This is a genomic window from Colwellia sp. MB3u-41 (genome assembly GCF_014076845.1).
GTDB lineage: Bacteria > Pseudomonadota > Gammaproteobacteria > Enterobacterales > Alteromonadaceae > Colwellia_A.
This window is the reverse complement of record NZ_JACGUT010000075.1, coordinates 118634-138649: the sequence shown is the minus strand read 5'-3', so window position 1 is coordinate 138649 and position 20016 is coordinate 118634. Positions and strand designations below refer to the sequence as shown.

Annotated in this window: 17 protein-coding genes; 16 read left to right on the top strand and 1 reads right to left on the bottom strand. The window is 38.3% G+C overall.

Going from position 1 to position 20016, the window contains the following annotated elements; genetic code table 11:
- Positions 1 to 66 precede the first annotated feature (66 nt).
- The gene (locus tag H4J73_RS08740; protein WP_182180229.1) at positions 67 to 675 is read right to left on the bottom strand and encodes a hypothetical protein; all 609 of its coding nucleotides are present in this window, start codon (positions 673 to 675) and stop codon (positions 67 to 69) included.
- A 462-nt stretch (positions 676 to 1137) separates the two neighbouring features.
- Between H4J73_RS08740 and rpsB the strand changes: the two genes are divergently transcribed.
- The 16 genes from rpsB to dnaE all read left to right on the top strand — a co-directional run bounded on the left by rpsB (position 1138) and on the right by dnaE (position 19873).
- Positions 1138 to 1866, top strand: a complete 729-nt coding sequence (gene rpsB, locus H4J73_RS08735; protein ID WP_070374057.1) for a 30S ribosomal protein S2 — start codon at positions 1138 to 1140, stop codon at positions 1864 to 1866.
- Between the two features lie 120 nt (positions 1867 to 1986).
- A complete protein-coding gene (gene tsf, locus H4J73_RS08730) occupies positions 1987 to 2859 on the top strand; it encodes a translation elongation factor Ts (RefSeq protein WP_182180231.1) in 873 nt (290 codons plus the stop codon).
- A gap of 144 nt (positions 2860 to 3003) precedes the next feature.
- Positions 3004 to 3744, top strand: coding sequence for a UMP kinase (pyrH, locus tag H4J73_RS08725; RefSeq protein WP_182180233.1), 741 nt, complete (start codon positions 3004 to 3006; stop codon positions 3742 to 3744).
- Positions 3745 to 3769: 25 nt separating this feature from the next.
- Positions 3770 to 4327 (top strand): ribosome recycling factor, encoded by a 558-nt coding sequence (gene frr / locus H4J73_RS08720; RefSeq protein ID WP_182180236.1) that lies wholly within the window; start codon positions 3770 to 3772, stop codon positions 4325 to 4327.
- Positions 4328 to 4426: 99 nt separating this feature from the next.
- Entirely contained in the window at positions 4427 to 5170 is a 744-nt protein-coding gene (gene uppS / locus H4J73_RS08715) for a polyprenyl diphosphate synthase (RefSeq protein ID WP_259366549.1), read from the top strand.
- A gap of 56 nt (positions 5171 to 5226) precedes the next feature.
- On the top strand, positions 5227 to 6096 hold the full coding sequence (locus H4J73_RS08710) for a phosphatidate cytidylyltransferase (protein ID WP_182180240.1): 870 nt from the start codon (positions 5227 to 5229) through the stop codon (positions 6094 to 6096).
- Between the two features lie 12 nt (positions 6097 to 6108).
- Positions 6109 to 7356 (top strand): 1-deoxy-D-xylulose-5-phosphate reductoisomerase, encoded by a 1248-nt coding sequence (ispC, locus tag H4J73_RS08705; protein ID WP_182180242.1) that lies wholly within the window; start codon positions 6109 to 6111, stop codon positions 7354 to 7356.
- Entirely contained in the window at positions 7357 to 8712 is a 1356-nt protein-coding gene (rseP, locus tag H4J73_RS08700) for a sigma E protease regulator RseP (protein ID WP_182180244.1), read from the top strand.
- A gap of 27 nt (positions 8713 to 8739) precedes the next feature.
- Positions 8740 to 11214 (top strand): outer membrane protein assembly factor BamA, encoded by a 2475-nt coding sequence (bamA, locus tag H4J73_RS08695; RefSeq protein ID WP_182223155.1) that lies wholly within the window; start codon positions 8740 to 8742, stop codon positions 11212 to 11214.
- A 144-nt stretch (positions 11215 to 11358) separates the two neighbouring features.
- Positions 11359 to 11877, top strand: a complete 519-nt coding sequence (locus H4J73_RS08690) for an OmpH family outer membrane protein (protein WP_259366548.1) — start codon at positions 11359 to 11361, stop codon at positions 11875 to 11877.
- Positions 11878 to 12051: 174 nt separating this feature from the next.
- On the top strand, positions 12052 to 13092 hold the full coding sequence (lpxD, locus tag H4J73_RS08685) for a UDP-3-O-(3-hydroxymyristoyl)glucosamine N-acyltransferase (RefSeq protein ID WP_220460661.1): 1041 nt from the start codon (positions 12052 to 12054) through the stop codon (positions 13090 to 13092).
- A gap of 4 nt (positions 13093 to 13096) precedes the next feature.
- Complete coding sequence (gene fabZ, locus H4J73_RS08680; protein ID WP_182180250.1) at positions 13097 to 13549, top strand: 3-hydroxyacyl-ACP dehydratase FabZ; 453 nt, start codon at positions 13097 to 13099, stop codon at positions 13547 to 13549.
- Positions 13550 to 13552: 3 nt separating this feature from the next.
- Complete coding sequence (gene lpxA, locus H4J73_RS08675) at positions 13553 to 14344, top strand: acyl-ACP--UDP-N-acetylglucosamine O-acyltransferase (RefSeq protein ID WP_182180252.1); 792 nt, start codon at positions 13553 to 13555, stop codon at positions 14342 to 14344.
- 83 nt (positions 14345 to 14427) lie between these two features.
- Entirely contained in the window at positions 14428 to 15582 is a 1155-nt protein-coding gene (gene lpxB / locus H4J73_RS08670) for a lipid-A-disaccharide synthase (RefSeq protein WP_182180292.1), read from the top strand.
- Complete coding sequence (rnhB, locus tag H4J73_RS08665) at positions 15579 to 16304, top strand: ribonuclease HII (RefSeq protein ID WP_182180254.1); 726 nt, start codon at positions 15579 to 15581, stop codon at positions 16302 to 16304. The genes lpxB and rnhB overlap by 4 nt, the downstream gene beginning before the upstream one ends.
- On the top strand, positions 16304 to 19873 hold the full coding sequence (dnaE, locus tag H4J73_RS08660; protein WP_182223157.1) for a DNA polymerase III subunit alpha: 3570 nt from the start codon (positions 16304 to 16306) through the stop codon (positions 19871 to 19873). The genes rnhB and dnaE overlap by 1 nt, the downstream gene beginning before the upstream one ends.
- Positions 19874 to 20016 lie beyond the last annotated feature (143 nt).

Below are 20016 nucleotides of genomic sequence, written 5' to 3'. Positions count from 1 at the left end.
ATTGTCTTTTTAGTGTGAATGCTACAGTAGCTATTTTGCCTAAAAATAATGTTATTGTCTATTGGTCTAATCTTTAGCTATTTCAAGTTCAACCGCTTCTATTATCGCGCTAGGGCTTTGTAAATATAAGTTATGGTTGAGTAATGTTAAGTTCTCATTGTGAGCGATTAATAAAGCCGGAAGGGCTTTTGTGCCAATGATTTCTTGAAAGTCATAAATTTCTTGTAGCGTAAACTCAGCCTCTTTGGCTATTTTACCTTCTTTAAATACTTTTGCGGGCGGGGAAAGTTTAAGTTCTTCTACTATCTGATTAAAATCACTTTCATGGGTAAAAGGAGTACCTTGTTGAAAGTGTTGCTTTTGAATCGCTTCTATTAGTTCGAAGGTCAAGTGTGGTACTTTCTGACCAACCCATCCAATTAAGTTGGCGCTTAGTGTCGAATCCTTTTCAATGTTGAGTGTTTTTACATACTCATGACTAAACTCAATGCCAACGTGGTCTTCAATATCATCAATCGTTTTTTTACTGACTTTTTCATCCCCTTCGTAATGTGCACAATGCCATAAATTTAAAGTGATATTTGGATAAGCATTAGCAATTTCTTTAACTAAAGAAGTTGTTACAAAGCTCCAAGGGCAGTGTGTATCATAAATAAAAAAGAGTTCTGTAGACATAGTAATATATCGCCCTAGTGTTAAGTCAAAAATTGAATCAAAATATAATGACGCTAATTTTAGCGCGTACAGGAAAATTATCCCAGTAAAATAATGACTATATTAATTAAAAAGCATTGATCTTTAATCGTTATTTTCTCGCTTTTAGTAAACTAATATGTTATAAAGTGCGCCGTTAAATTTATCAATTAAATAGTATAGTCGCCGAGATTTTATCTTAGCGTTATTATGTTTATTGGGTAAGCCAGTGGCTAAATTGCTGTTATTGATAATGTTTAACTTTAAAAACTTGTACTGCTAAAAATAGTTGTACTTATTATAAATTCACATACATTTATTAAGAATATACTGGGGTGCTCAGTTTGACTTTGTCTTATTTAAGCAAAGCATCAAACAATAAAAGAGTTAGGTATATTTGAATGTATGAACGCTTAACCCCCTAAACCAAATAAAGGAAAAATCATGCCAAACGTTTCTATGCGCGATATGCTTAAAGCAGGTGTTCATTTCGGTCACAAAACCCGTTACTGGAACCCAAAAATGAAAACTTACATTTTTGGTTCACGCGATAAAGTTCATATCATCAACCTTGAACAAACTGTTCCTATGTTCAATGAAGCCCTTGCTTTCTTATCAGGTGTTTCTGCGAAAAAAGGTAAAGTTTTATTTGTTGGTACTAAGCGCGCTGCAAGCGATGCAATTAAAGATGCTGCTATCAAATGTGATCAATTCTACGTTAATCACCGTTGGTTAGGTGGTATGTTGACTAACTGGAAAACAGTTCGTCAATCAATTAAACGTTTAAAAGATCTTGAAGCACAAAGCTCTGACGGTACTTTTGAAGCGCTTACTAAAAAAGAAGCTTTGATGCGTACACGCGAAATGGAAAAACTTGACAAAAGTCTTGGTGGAATCAAAAACATGGGTGGTTTACCTGACGTTTTATTCATCATTGATGCTGATCACGAACACATTTCTATCAAAGAAGCTAAAAACTTAGGTATTCCAGTAATATCTGTAGTTGATACAAACTCAAACCCAGATAATATTGATTTCATTATCCCGGGTAACGACGATGCAATTCGCGCCGTGACTTTATACACTGATTCTGCTGCTAACGCAGTTTTAGCTGGTCGTGAAAAGAACATTGTTGTTCAAGCTGAAAAAGACGGTTTTGTAGAAGCTGAATAATTTCAGTTTTTCATAATTTTTTTTGCTATTGCCACAAGTGTTAACGCTTGTGGCAACATATTCATTTTTATGCCCGGCTTTAAATAGTTTAGGGGATAACAAAAATTGAGGAATTCTCTCATGGTAATTACTGCTGCAATGGTAAAAGAACTTCGTGAACGCACAGCTGCGGGCATGATGGATTGTAAAAAAGCTTTACAAGAAGCTGAAGGCGACATGGAACTTGCGATTGAAAATATGCGTAAGAACGGTCAAGCAAAAGCAGCTAAAAAAGCTGGTAACATCGCTGCTGAAGGTGCTATTTTAATTAAAAGTGCTGATGGCGTTGCTGCACTTCTTGAAGTTAACTGTCAAACTGATTTTGTTGCAAAAGATGCAAACTTCTTAGGTTTTGCTAACGAAGTTGCAGAAGCAGCTTTAGCTTCAAAAGCGACAATCGAAGAGCTACAAGCTCAATTCGAAGAAAAGCGTATTACCCTTGTGACTAAAATTGGTGAAAACATCAATATCCGTCGCGTATCATACGTTGAAGGTACTGCATTAGCTTCATATAGCCATGGTGCTAGCATTGGTGTTGTCGTTGCTGGTGAAGGCGATGCTGAATCATTAAAGCATATTGCTATGCACGTTGCTGCAAGTAAGCCTGAATTTTTAACGCCTGAAGATGTTGCTGAGAGTGTTGTAGAAAATGAACAGCGTATTCAACTAGATATCTTAAAAGCTGAAAACGATGCTCTTGATGATAAAAAGAAAAAACCTGTTGAATTGCTTGAAAAAATTATCATCGGTCGCATGAAGAAATTTACGGGTGAAATTTCTTTGACTGGTCAAGCGTTCATCATGGAACCTAAGAAAACTGTTGGTGTTGTTCTTAAAGAGAAAGGCATTACGGTTTCTAACTTTGTTCGTTTAGAAGTTGGTGAAGGCATTGCTAAGAAAGAAGAAGATTTTGCTGCTGAAGTAGAAGCACAAATTGCTGCATCAAAAGCTTAATTTTTAAGCATTCAATTCAGTAAAATAGTTCTTTTTTCAGTTTAGACTTTCGATAGTTAGCTAAACGTACTAAAATAGCCGCGGTCAAATTGATCACGGCTATTTTTTTCGCCTATTTATAGACAAAATACAGGAATGTTTTTTATGAGCATCAGTCCAAAACCAATATATCGTCGAATTTTATTAAAACTTAGTGGTGAAGCCCTAATGGGTGAAGAGGGTTTCGGTATCGACCCTAAAGTTTTGGATCGTATGGCTCAAGAAATTAAAGAACTGATTGAAATGGGCATTCAAGTGGGGTTAGTTATTGGCGGAGGTAACTTATTTCGTGGTGCAGGTCTGGCCGAAGCCGGAATGAACCGTGTTGTTGGCGACCAAATGGGTATGTTAGCAACCGTAATGAATGGTCTTGCAATGCGTGATGCCTTACATCGTGCTTTTGTTAATGCTAAATTAATGTCTGCAATTGACTTGGCGGGTGTTTGTGACCGTTATAACTGGGCTGAAGGTATCAGCTTATTAAAATCTGGCCGCGTTGTTATTTTTAGTGCCGGCACAGGTAATCCTTTTTTTACAACTGATTCTGCAGCGTGTTTACGCGGTATTGAAATAGAGGCTGATGTCGTTTTAAAAGCCACTAAAGTTGATGGCATCTATTCAGAAGACCCAGTTAAGAATCCAGATGCTACGTTATATAGCCAATTAAGCTATAACGAAGTATTAGAGAAAGAACTTAAAGTGATGGATCTAGCTGCATTCACGTTAGCACGGGATCATAGCATGACTATTCGTGTTTTTAACATGAACAAGCCAGGCGCATTAAAAAACGTGGTAATGGGTGGCGATGAAGGTACAACTATCGATCACACAGAAAACTTAGTTTAATTTTTTGATTTAAAGGAAATTCAACGTGATAAATGAAATAAAACAAGATGCTCAAGACCGTATGAGCAAAAGCATCGACTCATTAAAAAGTAATCTAAATAAAGTAAGAACAGGCCGTGCACATCGTTCTTTACTTGATAATATTGTTGTTGATTATTACGGTATGGAAACACCATTGAGCCAAGTGGGTAATATCGCAACACCAGATGCGCGTACTTTAGCGATTACCGTTTTTGATAAAGGTATGATCGGCGCTGTTGAAAAAGCAATTTTGAAATCTGATTTAGGCTTAAATCCGTCATCTCAAGGTACGCTTATTCGTATTCCATTACCGCCGTTAACAGAAGAACGTCGTAAAGACCTTGTTAAAGTGGTTAAAAATGAAGCTGAAAATGGCAAGGTTGCTATTCGTAATATCCGCCGCGATGCTAACTCTGATGTTAAATCTTTGAATAAAGAAAAAGAAATCAGTGATGATGAAATGCATCAATCAGAAGACGATATTCAAAAGTTGACTGATACTTATGTCAAACAAGTTGATGATATTTTATCAATCAAAGAAAAAGAGTTAATGGAGATATAACGCCTTTAACCGATAAAATAAGCCGTAGTCTTTAAATGGTCACTACGGTTTTTTTTACATAAAATTTGAATGAAGCTTGAAGAGCATTACGGAACGTTTATGACTGAAGCAATTACAGAGAATTTAACCAAAGTGCCACAGCATGTTGCCATTATTATGGATGGCAACGGTCGTTGGGCACAGCAGCGTGGAAAAACACGCGTCGCCGGTCATAAATCAGGTGTCGAATCTGTTCGATCATCAGTAAGCACAGCGATAAAACAGGGTGTAAAAGCATTAACACTCTTTGCTTTTAGTAGTGAAAATTGGCAACGCCCAGAACAAGAAGTTAGCGTGTTAATGGATCTCTTTATGTTTGTGCTAACACGAGAAGTTAAAAAGCTTCACAAAAACGGTGTGCGTTTTCAAGTGATTGGTGATACTTCTCGTTTTTCAGACAACTTACAGAAAAAAATAAAAGTTTCAGAAGATTTAACCGCAAACAATGAAGGTATGGTATTGTCTATTGCAGCTAACTATGGGGGACGTTGGGACATCGCTAATGCCGCTAAAGTTTTAGCCGAAAAAGTTTCCAATAACACTATGTCTGTTGATGAAATATCAGAAGAAACATTACATCAGTATACTTGCTTAGCAAATTTACCTGAACTTGATCTACTTATCCGCACCGGTGGTGATTTTCGAATAAGTAACTTTCTATTATGGCAAGCGGCTTACGCTGAATTTTATTTTACCGAAACGCTATGGCCTGATTTTGATGAGCAAGCTTTCATTACAGCAATAGGCTGTTTTGACCAGAGGGAAAGACGTTTTGGTCAGACGGGCGAACAAATAAAAACATAAGACTATAAAATTAAAATAATAACAACAAAATATATAGCATTTAAAAGGGTTTCCATTTGTTAAAACAACGAATTATTACGGCTGTTATCTTAGCGCCTTTAACTATTTCTGCCATTTTTTATTTACCTTTAGATAAATTTGCGGCTTTGTTTATGGCCGTTATGGCTATTGGTGCCTGGGAATGGGGACCTTTAATGGGCTTTGCCAATAAACGACGTAGACTTGCTTTTGTTTCTGCAACCATCATTCTTATTTCTGCGCTTTGGTACACGCTCCCTTTATTAGAGCTGTGGTCTCCTAACGGAGAACTGCATTCAGGTGTTTCTCTCGTCTTGTGGATTGCTGTAGGTTGGTGGCTTTTGTCTGCAACACTCACTTTTCTTTATCCTCGATACAGTAAGTTTTGGTCAAGTCATCGTTCAATTCGTGGCGTATTTGGTTGGTTAACGCTTATTCCTACTTGGCTTGCTTTTATGGTGATCCGCAGTAATGAATATAGCCAAGACCCATACCATGGCGCCCAACTCATCATGTTTCTTTTTTTAATGGTCTGGAGTGCTGACATCGGCGCTTACTTCGTTGGTAAATCAATAGGAAAGCGTAAACTTCTTCCTAACGTTAGTCCGGGTAAAACCTTAGAAGGTTTTGTTGGCGGTGTTGTTTGTGCATGTATATTTATTGCCATCGCGGGTTACTTCCTTGACTGGCAGTTGCACCAGTTTACTTTAGCGCTAAAGGTTACCGCTATCATTACGACGGTTTCAGTATTAGGTGATTTAAATGAAAGTATGTTTAAACGCCAAGCGGGCATAAAAGATAGTGGCTCAATTTTACCGGGTCATGGCGGCATATTAGACCGAATTGACAGTTTAACGGCAACGGCGCCTATTTATGCATTATGTTATGCTTTCTTAGGTTGGCAGTAGGTGATATAAACAATGCGTAAACTTTGTGTTTTAGGCTCTACTGGCTCTATTGGTTTAAGTACATTAGATGTGGTACGACGTCATCCAACCCTATTTTCTATTGAGTGCTTGTCGGCCAATATGCGTGTTGATGAAATGCTGGCGCAGTGTCAGGAATTTAATCCAAGCATGGTTGTTATGGTTGACGATAATGCCGCTCAGGCATTAAAAGAAAAATTATGTGAAAGTGGCTTGCATACCATTGAAGTGCGAAGTGGCGAGCAAGGGTTAATCGACATTGCCCAAGCTGATACTAGCGATACTGTAATGGCTGCGATTGTTGGTGCATCAGGTTTACTACCTACTATGGCTGCTGTAAAGTCAGGTAAAAGGGTACTACTTGCAAATAAAGAAGCATTGGTTACCTCTGGTGCTTTGTTTATAGATGCTGTTGAAAAATATGGCGCTGAACTATTGCCCATAGACAGTGAGCATAACGCTATTTTTCAGTGTTTACCTGCTAATGTTCAAGCAACCCCAGGTCGATGTGACCTCGAAAAAAATGGTGTCAGTAAAATATTGCTAACCGGCTCGGGCGGCCCTTTTAGAACTTTTTCAGTTGAACAGTTAGAGCATGTAACACCCGCACAAGCTTGCGCCCATCCTAATTGGGATATGGGACGAAAAATCTCTGTAGACTCTGCAACGATGATGAACAAGGGCTTAGAATTTATTGAAGCTAAATGGTTATTCAATATAGACCCTGACGATATTCAAGTTGTTTTACATCCACAAAGTACCATCCATTCTATGGTGCAATATAGAGACGGTTCTGTAATCGCGCAAATGGGTAATCCTGATATGCGTACCCCTATTGCTCATGCCTTAGCTTTCCCTGAAAGAATTGACTCGGGTGTTGCACCTTTAGACTTTTTCAATACCCAATCATTTGAATTTGAAGACGTCGATTATCATAAATACCCTAATTTAAAATTAGCGATGGTTGCTTGTCGAAGTGGTCAAGGTGCATGTACAGCACTAAACGCTGCAAATGAAGTGGCTGTTGATGCTTTTTTGAACGATAAAATTAAATTTACCGATATTGCAAAAATAAATGAAACTTCTATGGATAAATTTGTCTCAGAAAGGGTAGCATCAATTGATGATGTCATGGCACTTGACGCAAGTGTGCGAGAATTTTCACGTAATTTAATTGCGAGTGGCTGTTTTGAAGCTGGTCGTGTTGTGACTAAAGAAGTTAACAAAAAGGGTAATAATTAGTTGTTTGATTTTTTCTGGAATTTAGCGTCTTTTGTTGTTGCTCTAGGCATTTTGATTACTGTTCATGAGTATGGACATTATTGGGTTGCCCGAAGAAACGGCGTGCAAGTAGAACGCTTTTCAATCGGCTTTGGTAAAGTGTTGTGGCGCAAAGTCAATAAAGAAGGTACTGAGTTTGTTATCGCCTTAATTCCATTGGGTGGTTACGTAAAAATGCTTGATGGGCGTGTTGACGAAGTACAACCTGAAGATATAGATAAAACCTTTAACAATAAAACAGTTTATCAACGTATAGCCATTATTGCTGCTGGGCCGTTTGCTAATTTCGCTTTTGCTATTTTTGCATTTTACTTGATGTTTCTCATCGGTGTTCCTAGTGTAAAGCCTATTGTTGGTGAAATAGCTGCAGGATCTATTGCACATAAAGCGAAAATAAACAGTGATAGCCAAATTGTTGAAGTAGCAGGCCAAAAAGCATTAGATTGGCAAGATGTCAATTTAGCATTAGTCTCTCAAATTGGTGAGACGAGCTTTACGATAATAACGAAAGATAAGGGAAGTGCGTCATCGACAACGCATAACTTAGATACATCAGTATGGCCTTTTTCTCCAGACAAAGAATCTGCTATTGCTAGTTTAGGTATCGCCCCGTTTCGTGCACCAATTTATGCCGAATTAGCTTATATTGAAGAAGGAAGTGCTGCAGATAAAGCAGGACTAAAGGTTGAAGATAAATTAATAAGCATCAATAGCGAAGCAATAAACGGGAGTTGGGCAATGTTTTCAAGTAATATTAGCCAACTGCCGGAACAAAACGTCGTTCTGATCGTCCAAAGACAAGGGGTAAATAAGGAAATTTCTGTAACACCTACTTTAATTGAACGTTCGGGTAGAAAAGTAGGTTATTTGGGTGTGATACCTAAGTCTGAACCCTACCCAAAAGAATATTTATTTGAACTACGTTACGGTGTTGTTGATGCTTTAGGACAAAGTTTACAGCGCACTTGGAATTTAGTGGTGCTAAGTTTTGACATGATAGGCAAACTTATAACAGGTGACGTTTCTGTTAAAAACTTAAGTGGGCCTATATCTATCGCACAAGGAGCTGGAAGTAGTGCAGAATATGGTTTGGTATATTTTTTAGGTTTTCTTGCTTTAATTAGCATTAACTTAGGCATAATAAATTTATTACCTTTACCTGTTCTTGATGGAGGACATTTATTTTATTATCTTGTGGAAATAGTCACAGGAAAACCGGTACCAGAAAAAATACAAGAAATAGGTTTTAAGTTTGGTACACTAGCCCTCCTAGGCTTAATGAGTATCGCATTATTTAACGATTTTTCGCGGTTATAACAAAAGAAGTAACAAAAGTAAGCATTTATGATAATTAAAAAAATTGCCCTTGCGGTATTATTAGGTGCCTTAGGTACAACAGTTCAAGCCTCTGAAGAATTTCAAGTAGAAGATATTGAAGTAAAAGGGTTACAGCGTGTCGCTCTCGGTGCCGCTTTGACCCATATTCCTTTTAATACTGGTGATACTCTCAATGAATTTCGTATTTCTCAGTCGATAAAGTCTCTCTATAAATCAGGTCATTTCAATGATGTTGTAGTTTATCGTGAAGCGAATAGAATTATTTATCGTGTTCATGAGCGTTCAACCATCAGTGAAATTACCTTTGATGGAAACAAAGACTTAAAAGAAGAGCAACTCACTGAAAGTCTTGATGGCAGTGATATTAGAGTGGGTGAAACACTCGATATGACCATTATATCAGGCATTGAAGTTGGCTTAGAAGATTTCTATCATAGTATCGGCAAATATAATGCTAATGTAAAAGCGGAAATAACGCATTTACCGCGTAACCGTGTAAACATTAATTTTGTTTTTACAGAAGGCGAAGCCGCAGCCATTGAGCAAATTAATATTGTGGGTAATGAGATATTTTCAGACAAAGACCTTCTTGAGCGTATAGAGCTAACGTATGACTCTCCTTGGTGGGATTTTATGGCGCAAGACCGCTATCAAAAACAAACCCTTCAAGGTGATATCGAAACCATCAAAAGTTACTATTTAGACCGGGGTTATCTGCAATATAAAGTTGATTCAACTCAAGTTTCAATGACGCCTGATAAGAAAGCCGTTTACATTGCTCTAAATATCACCGAAGGTGAACAGTTCAAAGTAAGCGAAATAGATTTTATGGGTGATATGGCTGGCTTTGAACGTACTATTCGAGCCATTAATCCCCTGAGAGCTGGTAAGCTTTATAATGGTGCAGAAGTTACTTATACCGAAGAAACGATCAGTCGTTTTCTGGGGAGATACGGTTATGCATATCCTAAAGTCAATGTTATCCCTCAAATTAATGAAGAAGAGAAAACGGTTAAGCTTTCTATTTCAATTGACCCTGGTAAGCGTGTTTATGTTAATCGTATTAACTTTCAAGGTAATAATGTTACTTCAGACAAAGTGCTACGCCGTGAAATGCGTCAGATGGAAGGTGCTTGGTTATCGAATAATGCTGCAGAAAGTTCAAAAGCATGGTTACAACGTTTGCCTTATTTGGAAAATGTTGAATATGAAACTAAGCAGTTACCGGGTGAAGATGACCTTGTTGATATCGATTTTTCAGTAAAAGAACAGCCATCAGGTTCCTTTACTGCGGGTATAGGATATGGTTCAACGACTAATTTAAGTTTAAGTGCGGGTATACAACAGAACAACTTTTTAGGTACCGGGAATCGACTTGCTTTTAATGTCAATACCATGAGCTATCAGCAAAGTGCGAGTATTTCTTACACGGACCCATACTTTACGGTTGATGCTGTTTCTTTGGGTGGGCAGATATACTACAGCGAATTTGATGCAGGTAATGCCAACTTAGTAGAATACAACAACAAAACGTATGGTATAGGACTTAATTTAGGCTTTCCTATTAATGAATATCTACGCTTGAATTTTGGTGTCGGCTATAAAAATAACGGTATTACCCGTTTAGATACTTATGAACAAATTCAAAAGTTTTATGAAATTTATTCTGATCCTAGTAATCCAGATGGCGGTTTAGAATTTGAAAGCTTTGATTTATCTGTTGGTATTTCACGTACTACGTTAAACAGAGGTACATTCCCAACAGACGGTTCTAGTCAAAGTTTGTCATATAAAATGACAACGCCTAATTCAGACGTAAACTATTTTAAAATTAATGTAGACACAAAATGGTACTTTCCATTAACACAAGACCAACGTTGGACGGTACTAGCACGTTTCAATGCCGGTTATGGTAACGGTTATGGCACCGTTGATGGCAATGATCAAGTATTACCATTTTGGGAAAATTTTAGAGCTGGTGGTTCTGACACCTTACGTGGCTTTGAGAACAATATTGTTGGACCACGTGCGGTATTTCGTTACCCAACGGCTATAACGGGTGCTCCTGATCCAGTAGAAGCCGGCAGTAGCTGTTGTTTAGGACCTGATCATGACTTTATTAATGTTTCATCGCGCTCTGTCGGTGGTAACGCCATTGTTGTTGCGGGTGTTGAACTTATTGTACCAACACCATTGATAGATGAAGGTTTTTCTAATAGTGTTCGTACCAGCTTTTTCGTTGATGTGGGCAACGTATGGGATACAGAGTTTAATTTGAATGACTACAACGATTTAGCGAATCCTGAGTTTGGCAAAATCGATGATTATTCAGATGTTGGTCGTTATAGAAGTTCTGCAGGTTTATCTGTCCAGTGGTTATCGCCAATGGGCCCAATGATTTTTAGTTTTGCTAAGGCATTAAAATCAGAAAAAGATGATGATAAAGAGTTCTTTAGTTTTAATATAGGCAAAACTTTCTAACTAAAAGAACATTTACCATTTAAAGAAAAGTGGTCTTAAGGGGTTTAATTATATAAGTTAGCCCCCATAGCAATTAAATGATAATTATAATAATTAATGTAGCTTAAACCAAAGTTACTTAGAAATAATATTTTGGAGATAAAATTGAAAAAATTCATTAAAACAGTTACCTATTCAGCAGTGGCGTCAAGTTTATTATTAGCAAGCTCTGTTATGGCTGCAGATCAAAAAATTGCAGTGGTTAATTTTCAAGAAGTGATGAGCAAAATTCCACAAACAGCTACGGTAATGCAGGGTTTAGAAGTTGAATTTAAAGATGATAAAGCCGTTTTAGCCCAATTAGAAAAAGACATTAAGTACTATCAAGAGAAGAAACAACGTGATGCTTCTTTAATGAGCGCTAAAGATATAGAAGAACTTGATGCTCAAATTGGTACTTTATACCAAGATTACCAAGCTAAAGGTAAAGCGTTCCAACAAGCAACTGGTTTACGTAAGAACGAAGAAACAAATAAAATTGTTGCCTTAGTTCGTCAGGCAATTGACAACATCGCAGCAAAAGAAAAATATGACCTTGTTTTAGAACAACAAGCGGTTGTTTTTTCTAAGCCAGATGCAACGATCACTAACAAAGTAGTCGAGCAGGTTAGTAAACTTAACTAAGTCTACATTTAGGTATTAGATAATGTGCTAAATCAGACATTATCGTTATAAAACTTGCAACTATTATTTATAATATTAGTTGCAAGTTTTTTTTCTATCCTAAAAGAAATCATATTGGTTTTAGCGTCTTTTCCAGTTATGCTCACATAGCATCCATACAAATATTAAGTGTTTATGTCTTATACTCTCAAACAACTAGCTGAAAAAATTGGTGCAGAAGTACACGGTGATGCATCTTATATTATTCATTCACTTGCAACATTATCAAGTGCTGGTGCCCAGCAAATTGCATTTTTAGCAAACAAAAAATATAGCCAGCAGCTTTCTGAAACAAAAGCCGGAGCGGTTATTATTTCTGCTCAAAATATTAATGACTGTAACACTCATGCCTTAGTTATGGACAACCCTTACTTAGGTTATGCACTTACCGCACAATTACTCGATACGACCCCTAAACCCGCTCATAACATTCACCCCTCTGCTCAAATCTCACCTGATGTTGTTTTAGGTGTAAATGTCGAGGTTGGTGCTAATGCGGTAATAGAGAAAGGTGTTGTTATTAGCGATAATGTTATTATAGGTGCGGGTTGTTTTATTGGAGAAGAAACATTAATAGGGACTCATACTAAGCTATGGGCAAATGTTAGTGTTTATCATCGAGTCAAAATTGGCCAAAACTGTTTAATTCAAGCCAATACTGTTATTGGCTCTGATGGCTTCGGTTACGCAAATGACAAAGGTAAATGGTTGAAAATCCCTCAGTTGGGCGGTGTTATTATTGGTGACAACGTCGAAATTGGTGCTAGCACAACAATAGACCGTGGCGCGTTAGAAGACACGGTTATTAAAAATGGTGTTATTTTAGATAACCAAATTCAAATTGCTCATAATGTCGTTATCGGTGAAAACACCGCGATGGCAGCTTGTAGTGTTATTGCAGGCAGTACAACGATTGGAAAAAATTGTGTAATAGCCGGCCTAGTTGGTATCAATGGTCATATAGAAATTGGTGACGGTTGTGTTTTTACTGGCATGAGTATGGTGACAAAAAATATTAATGAACCCGGTGTTTATTCTTCTGGCATGCCGTGTCAAACGAATAAAGAGTGGAATAAAAATAATGCAAGAATTCGTAAGTTAGAAAGTATACTTAAGCGTATCAAAAGTGCAGAGCATGAAATTGAGCACTTAAACAACATTATTGAAAAGGAATAGTCCGTTGGAATTAGCAAAAAACACCATTGAAATTGCAGAAATCAAAGCATTACTGCCACACCGTTATCCAATGTTATTGGTTGATCGCGTTTTAGATTATCAACCAATGAAAACATTGCACGCTATTAAAAATGTCAGCATTAACGAACCTGTGTTTAATGGTCACTTTCCTGATCTTCCTATTTTCCCAGGAGTGATGATCCTTGAAGCTTTAGCACAAGCAACGGGTCTCTTGGGCTTTAAAAGCACGGATGGCCGTGATGAAAATGAAATGTACTTATTTGCCTCTATTGATAAAGCAAAGTTTAAGAAATCAGTTGTGCCTGGCGACACTATGCACTTGCATGTTGAATTCTTAAAAGAACGCCGAGGTATGTGGAAGTTTTATGGCGAAGCTAGGGTTGAAGGAAAAGTTGTGTGTTCTGCTGAACTTATGTGTGCAAGAAGAGTGGTATAAATTGTGATTTCCAACAACGAGAGTTTAATTCATCCACAGGCAATTATAGAAGAAGGTGCCTGTATCGGAAATAATGTGAGCATTGGTCCTTGGACTTATATTGCCAAGGATGTTGTTATTGGCGACAACTGTGTGATTAATTCTCATGTGGTTATCAAAGGACCCACGAAAATTGGTGAAGGTAATCATTTTTTCCAATTTGCCAGTATTGGTGAAGACTGCCAAGATTTAAAATATGCGGGTGAAAAAACCGAATTAATCATCGGCAATAACAATATCTTCCGCGAATCATGTACGGTTCATCGTGGCACAATCCAAGATAACAGCTTAACGCAAATAGGCAGTAAAAACTTATTTATGGCTTACACCCATGTGGCACATGATTGTGTCGTGGGTAATCATTGTATTTTAGCGAATAATGCTTCTATTGCTGGGCATGTACACGTTGGTGATTACGCTATTTTAGGTGGTATGACAGGTGTTCATCAGTTTTGTCATATTGGCGCGCATAGTTTCGTTGCGGCAAACGCACTTGTATTAAAAGATATTCCGCCATACTTGATGGTTTCTGGTCAACCGGCTTCCCCCTTTGGTTTGAATTCAGAAGGGCTAAAACGTCGCGGTTTTGATAAAAATGTTATCTTAACCATCAAGCGTGCTTATAAAGAAATCTACCGCAAAGGTTTAAATGTTAACGAAGCTTTAGTTAACGTTGCAGCATTAGCAGATGATATGCCCGAGTTAACTTTTTTTGCCGAGTTTATTAAAAACTCTAGTCGTGGTATTGCCCGTTAGAAGTAATTTTTTAAAAAGTAGTAGAGTAAACGTTAATGACCCAAACAGTAGAAAACCAAGCTAACCTCCCAACAGCATCAACAATGAATGACTCGACTGCTGAGCAATCCCCCGTCTTTGGCATTGTTGTCGGTGAACATTCTGGCGATACACTGGGTGCCGGCTTAATGACTTCATTAATGTGTGTTTATCCCAATGCTAAATTTATTGGTATTGGAGGCCCTAAAATGCAATCGTTGGGCTTTGAAAGTTTATTTGAAATGGATGAACTTTCAGTGATGGGTATTTTTGAAGTGTTAGGTCGTCTGAAACGCTTATTTCATGTCAAAGACCGTTTAGCTGAACAGTTTATTGATCATAAGCCTGATGTTTTTATTGGTATCGACGCACCAGACTTTAACTTGCGTTTAGAAAGACAATTAAAAAAAGCCGGTATTAAAACAGTCCATTATGTTAGCCCATCGGTTTGGGCGTGGCGTGAAAAACGTATTTTTAAAATTGAAGCTGCCACCGATATGGTGTTGTCGTTATTACCGTTTGAAAAAGATTTTTACGATAAATATGAAGTACCTTGTACTTTTGTTGGTCACCCGCTTGCTGATGATATTCCGTTTACCTCAGATAAAGTTGAAGCAAGACAAGCGCTTAATTTACCTGTTAACAAAAAAATACTTGCGCTTATGCCTGGCAGTCGTGCGGGTGAATTATCTCGTTTAACTGAGCCTTTTTTACTTTCTGCTGAGCAACTTTTTGAACAAGACCCTGATTTACAGTTCGTTGTACCCATGATCAGTGAAAAGAGAGCCGAACAATTTAAACAACTGAAGAAAAATATAGCACCCCATTTGCCAGTTACTATTATTACCCATAAAACTCAGCAAGTTATGGCGGCAAGTGATTGCTTATTAATGGCTTCAGGTACTGTAACGCTTGAAGCAGCGCTGGTTAAGCGGCCAATGGTCATTTGCTATAAATTCAATGCATTTACGTATCACATGTTTAAAGGTTTGGTAAAATTAGAGTGGTTTTCATTGCCTAATTTATTGACAAAAAAGTCACTTGTACCTGAATTACTTCAAAGTAAAGTTAGCGTTGATAATATAGTACCGTTAGTCAAAGAACGTCTATATCAAGACCAAACTTCGCTTGAAGATGAATATATAAACATCCATCTTGCGTTAAAGCAAAATGCGAGTAAACAAGCGGCGAAAGCGGTTATGGACCTAATGTTAAAATGAGTAATGAGACCGCCGTTGAAACAAATATAACAAAAAATAAAATAGTGGCAAAACCAAAAAAAGTTTTCGCTCCTTTTGAATACCCCATTGCCTATTGTATTGCCGGTGTTGATGAAGTTGGTCGTGGGCCTCTAGTCGGTGATGTAGTTACTGCTGCGGTGATACTTGATCCAGAAAACCCTATTGAAGGGTTGATGGATTCAAAGAAACTATCCGAAAAAAAGCGCCAACTCCTTTTTGTTGAAATAAAAGAAAAAGCGATTGCTTGGGCTGTTGGGCGAGCCACCCCCGAAGAAATAGACACACTCAACATTTTGCACGCAACTATGTTAGCGATGCAACGAGCAGTACAAGACTTATCAGTAACACCCGATTACGTTTTAGTTGATGGTAATCGTTGCCCTATTTTTATGCAGGCGGATGGTAATATTGCTAGCCAATCAGTCGTTAAAGGTGATGATCGGGTTAGTGAAATAAGTGCGGCATCAATAATTGCAAAAGTAGTGCGAGACGATGAGATGTTTGCTTTAGATGAATTACATCCTGAGTATGGCTTTGCTAAGCATAAAGGCTACCCAACGAAAGCGCACTTAGAAAAAATTGTAGAGCATGGTGTACTTGATTGTTACCGTGCCAGCTTTAAACCAGTAGCACAGGTTATTGCTATGCAAGGTGTTTTACCTACTAAAACCAAAGCAGATACAACTCAGGTGACGTGCTAATGTCTGAACAAGCATTAGTTGAGATTAATGATTTAGCGCAAGAAATCGTTCAGCCTGGGCCTCAACCCAAGTTTATTCATTTACGCGTGCACAGTGACTATTCAATGTGTGACGGTTTGAATAAAGTAAAACCTATTATCGCTACAGCGGCCGATTTAGGAATGCCAGCCATTGCACTTACTGACCAAACCAACCTTTGTGGTTTGGTTAAGTATTATCATGCTGCTCATGGTGCGGGTATTAAGCCTATTATTGGCTGTGATTTCTGGGTGAAAAGTGAAGAGTTAGAAAATGAACTTTTTCGCATTGTTGTCTTAGCGACAGATAATGTCGGTTATAAAAATTTAACCGAACTTATTTCTCAAGCCTATCTTCGCGGTCACATTCAAGGCAAAGCGGTTATCGATAAGCTTTGGTTGATTAAATATGCGCCAGGGTTAATTCTATTATCGGCTGGTCGCGAAGGTGATATTGGTAAAGCGTTAATTAAAGGAAATACTGATCTTGTTGAGCAAATGGTTGACTTTTATCAACAGTATTTTCCTAACTGCTTTTACCTTGAATTGATCAGAACCAATAGAGAAAATGAAGAAAACTATATTCATTTAGCGGTAGAGCTTGCCGAAAGGGTATCACTCCCAGTGGTTGCTACCAATGAAGTGATGTTTATTTCTCCGAAGCGATTTGATGCCCATGAAATACGTGTTGCCATACATGATGGTTTTACGCTTAATGATAAACGACGCCCTAAAAAATATTCTCAAGAACAATACCTTCGTAGTGAAGAGGAAATGTGTGAATTATTTTCCGATATTCCTGAGGCTCTTGAAAATACCGTAGAAATCGCTAAACGCTGTAATGTTACTGTAAGGCTTGGTGAATATGTTTTACCAGACTTTCCCACTGAAGGTTTATCGATAGAAGATTACCTCGTTAAAGTATCAGAAGAAGGCCTACAAGACCGTTTAGAAACCTTATTCGATAAAGATTCGCCAGACTTTGCTGAAAACCGTAAACCTTACGATGAACGTTTAGCCATTGAGCTTAAAGTTGTAAATAATATGGGTTTTCCCGGTTATTTCTTGATCGTCATGGAGTTCATTCAGTGGAGTAAAGATAACAACATTCCTGTTGGCCCCGGTCGTGGTTCTGGTGCTGGATCACTCGTAGCCTATGCACAAAAAATCACTGACTTAGATCCCCTTGAATACGACTTACTTTTTGAACGTTTCTTGAATCCTGAACGTGTATCAATGCCCGATTTTGATATCGATTTCTGTATGGACAGACGAGATGAAGTGATCGACCACGTTGCTGAACTTTATGGCCGTGATGCGGTGTCGCAAATTATCACCTTTGGTACGATGGCAGCAAAAGCGGTTATTCGAGATGTTGGCCGTGTACTTGGCCATCCTTATGGTTTTGTTGACCGTATTTCAAAACTTATTCCGCCAACACCGGGAATGACTTTAGCGAAAGCTTTCGAGGAAGAGCCAAAATTACCTGAAGCTTATGCGCAAGACTCTGAGGTAAAAGATCTAATTGATATGTGTCGTATTTTAGAAGGTACAACACGTAATGCGGGTAAACATGCTGGTGGAGTTGTTATTTCACCAACAACCATCACAGATTTTGCGCCACTTTATTGTGACGACGAAGGTAAGAATCCGGTCACACAGTTTGATAAAAATGATGTTGAAGATGCGGGGTTAGTCAAGTTTGACTTTCTAGGGCTTAGAACGTTAACCATTTTACAGTGGGCTATTGAAATGGCCGATGTAAAGTTGTTAAAGGAAGGCAAAGCACCTATCGATATTTCGCGCATCCCATTAGAAGACCCCGCTAGCTTTAAGGTGTTATTGAGGTCAGAAACAACGGCTGTTTTCCAGCTTGAGTCTAGTGGTATGAAATCGCTTATTGCTAAACTAAAACCTGATTGCTTTGAAGATATTATCGCGCTTGTGGCACTCTTTAGACCTGGCCCACTGCAGTCAGGCATGGTTGATAACTTTATCGAACGTAAACACGGTCGTGAAGTCGTTAGCTACCCCGATGCTACATGGCAGCATATTGATTTAAAACCTATTCTTGAACCCACTTACGGTATTATTTTATACCAAGAGCAGGTAATGCAAATTGCACAAGTATTGGCTGGTTACTCGTTAGGTGGCGCCGATATGCTGCGCCGTGCTATGGGTAAGAAAAAGCCAGAAGAAATGGCGAAGCAACGTGCAGGTTTTGAGCAAGGTGCCATTGACCGTGGTGTTGATGGCGAACTCGCCATGAAAATCTTCGATCTGGTTGAAAAATTCGCTGGTTATGGTTTTAATAAATCGCATTCAGCGGCTTATGCACTGGTTTCTTATCAAACCTTATGGATGAAGACCCATTTTCCTGCCCCCTTTATGGCTGCGGTAATGTCAGCAGATATCGACAACACTGACAAAATTGTTACCCTCGTTGATGAATGTGGCAATATGGGCATCGATTTACTCCCTCCGGATGTCAACGCTGGCCAATATAAATTTACGGTTAACGAACAAGATCAAATTGTTTATGGTATCGGCGCAGTAAAAGGTGTGGGAGAGGGGCCTATTGAAGCCATTATTGCTGCACGTGAGCTTGGGGGAGAATTTAGCGACCTTTTTGATTTTTGTGCTCGCCTTGATCTGAAAAAAATTAATAAGCGTGTCTTAGAAAAATTGGTCAAAGCGGGGGCAATGGATAGCTTAGGTCCGAAAAAAATAATTAATGGCAAAGAAGTGCCTAATCGAGCCGTTTTATTTGAAACGTTACCTGAAGCGATTAAAGCGGCAGATCAATACGCAAAAGCACAAGCGGTTGGGCAAAATGATTTATTTGGCTTAATTAATGAAGAGCCAGAAGATACCCGACAAGCGTTTAAAGATGTGCCAATGTGGGCAGAGGAAGTTTGGCTTAATGGCGAAAAAGAGACACTGGGCCTATATCTAACAGGCCACCCCATTAATCGATTCTTAAGTGAGATTAAGTACTACGCCTCAGGGCGCTTAGTAAGCTTGCAGCCAACTAGCAAAGATAAAACTACCGTTGCCGTAGGTTTGGTCTTAGGCGTAAGAGTGATGGTCAATAAACGGGGTAGACGATGGGCATTGGTTACGCTTGACGATAAAAGTGCTCGAATGGATATTAGACTCTTTCCTGATGACTATGATAAATTTGCTGAATTGCTCATTAGCGATGCTATTTTAGTGTGTAGCGGACAGGTCAGCTTTGATGAATACTCCGGAGGCATTACAATGACCGCTCGAGATATCATGACTGTTGCCGATGCTCGAGAGAATTATGTTACTTCAGTTGATATAAATGTTAATAAAACTAAGGCAGGTGAAGGTTTTATTGACAAATTTACTGATGTATTAACACCGTACAAAGATGGTACATGCCCAGTTCGCCTGTTTTATCAAAGAGATGAAGCAAAAGCTATGCTAGAATTAGGCGTACAATGGCGTGTAACGCCTGCAGACCCTTTATTACATGCATTGAAAACTTTATTAGGTGATGGAGATGTCACTTTAAGGTTTAAATGATTCAGGTCGCATTAAATGGTAACTTATTGTTAACCCATACAAACAATTTATAACAATGTCGATGACGACTTTGTTAACAACTGAGTCGTCATTGATGATTACTCAGTACTTTATTCGAATAATAATGCTGTTGTTGATAAAAC

Excerpts from the sequence above, each read along its gene's own strand:
- rnhB (WP_182180254.1), top strand. The coding sequence starts at position 15,579 with ATGAGTAATGAGACCGCCGTTGAAACAAATATAACAAAAAATAAAATA.
- bamA (WP_182223155.1), top strand. The coding sequence starts at position 8,740 with ATGATAATTAAAAAAATTGCCCTTGCGGTATTATTAGGTGCCTTAGGT.
- pyrH (WP_182180233.1), top strand. The coding sequence starts at position 3,004 with ATGAGCATCAGTCCAAAACCAATATATCGTCGAATTTTATTAAAACTT.
- dnaE (WP_182223157.1), top strand. The coding sequence starts at position 16,304 with ATGTCTGAACAAGCATTAGTTGAGATTAATGATTTAGCGCAAGAAATC.
- lpxB (WP_182180292.1), top strand. The coding sequence starts at position 14,428 with ATGAATGACTCGACTGCTGAGCAATCCCCCGTCTTTGGCATTGTTGTC.
- ispC (WP_182180242.1), top strand. The coding sequence starts at position 6,109 with ATGCGTAAACTTTGTGTTTTAGGCTCTACTGGCTCTATTGGTTTAAGT.
- H4J73_RS08740 (WP_182180229.1), bottom strand. The coding sequence starts at position 675 with ATGTCTACAGAACTCTTTTTTATTTATGATACACACTGCCCTTGGAGC.
- lpxD (WP_220460661.1), top strand. The coding sequence starts at position 12,052 with ATGTCTTATACTCTCAAACAACTAGCTGAAAAAATTGGTGCAGAAGTA.
- rpsB (WP_070374057.1), top strand. The coding sequence starts at position 1,138 with ATGCCAAACGTTTCTATGCGCGATATGCTTAAAGCAGGTGTTCATTTC.
- tsf (WP_182180231.1), top strand. The coding sequence starts at position 1,987 with ATGGTAATTACTGCTGCAATGGTAAAAGAACTTCGTGAACGCACAGCT.
- uppS (WP_259366549.1), top strand. The coding sequence starts at position 4,427 with ATGACTGAAGCAATTACAGAGAATTTAACCAAAGTGCCACAGCATGTT.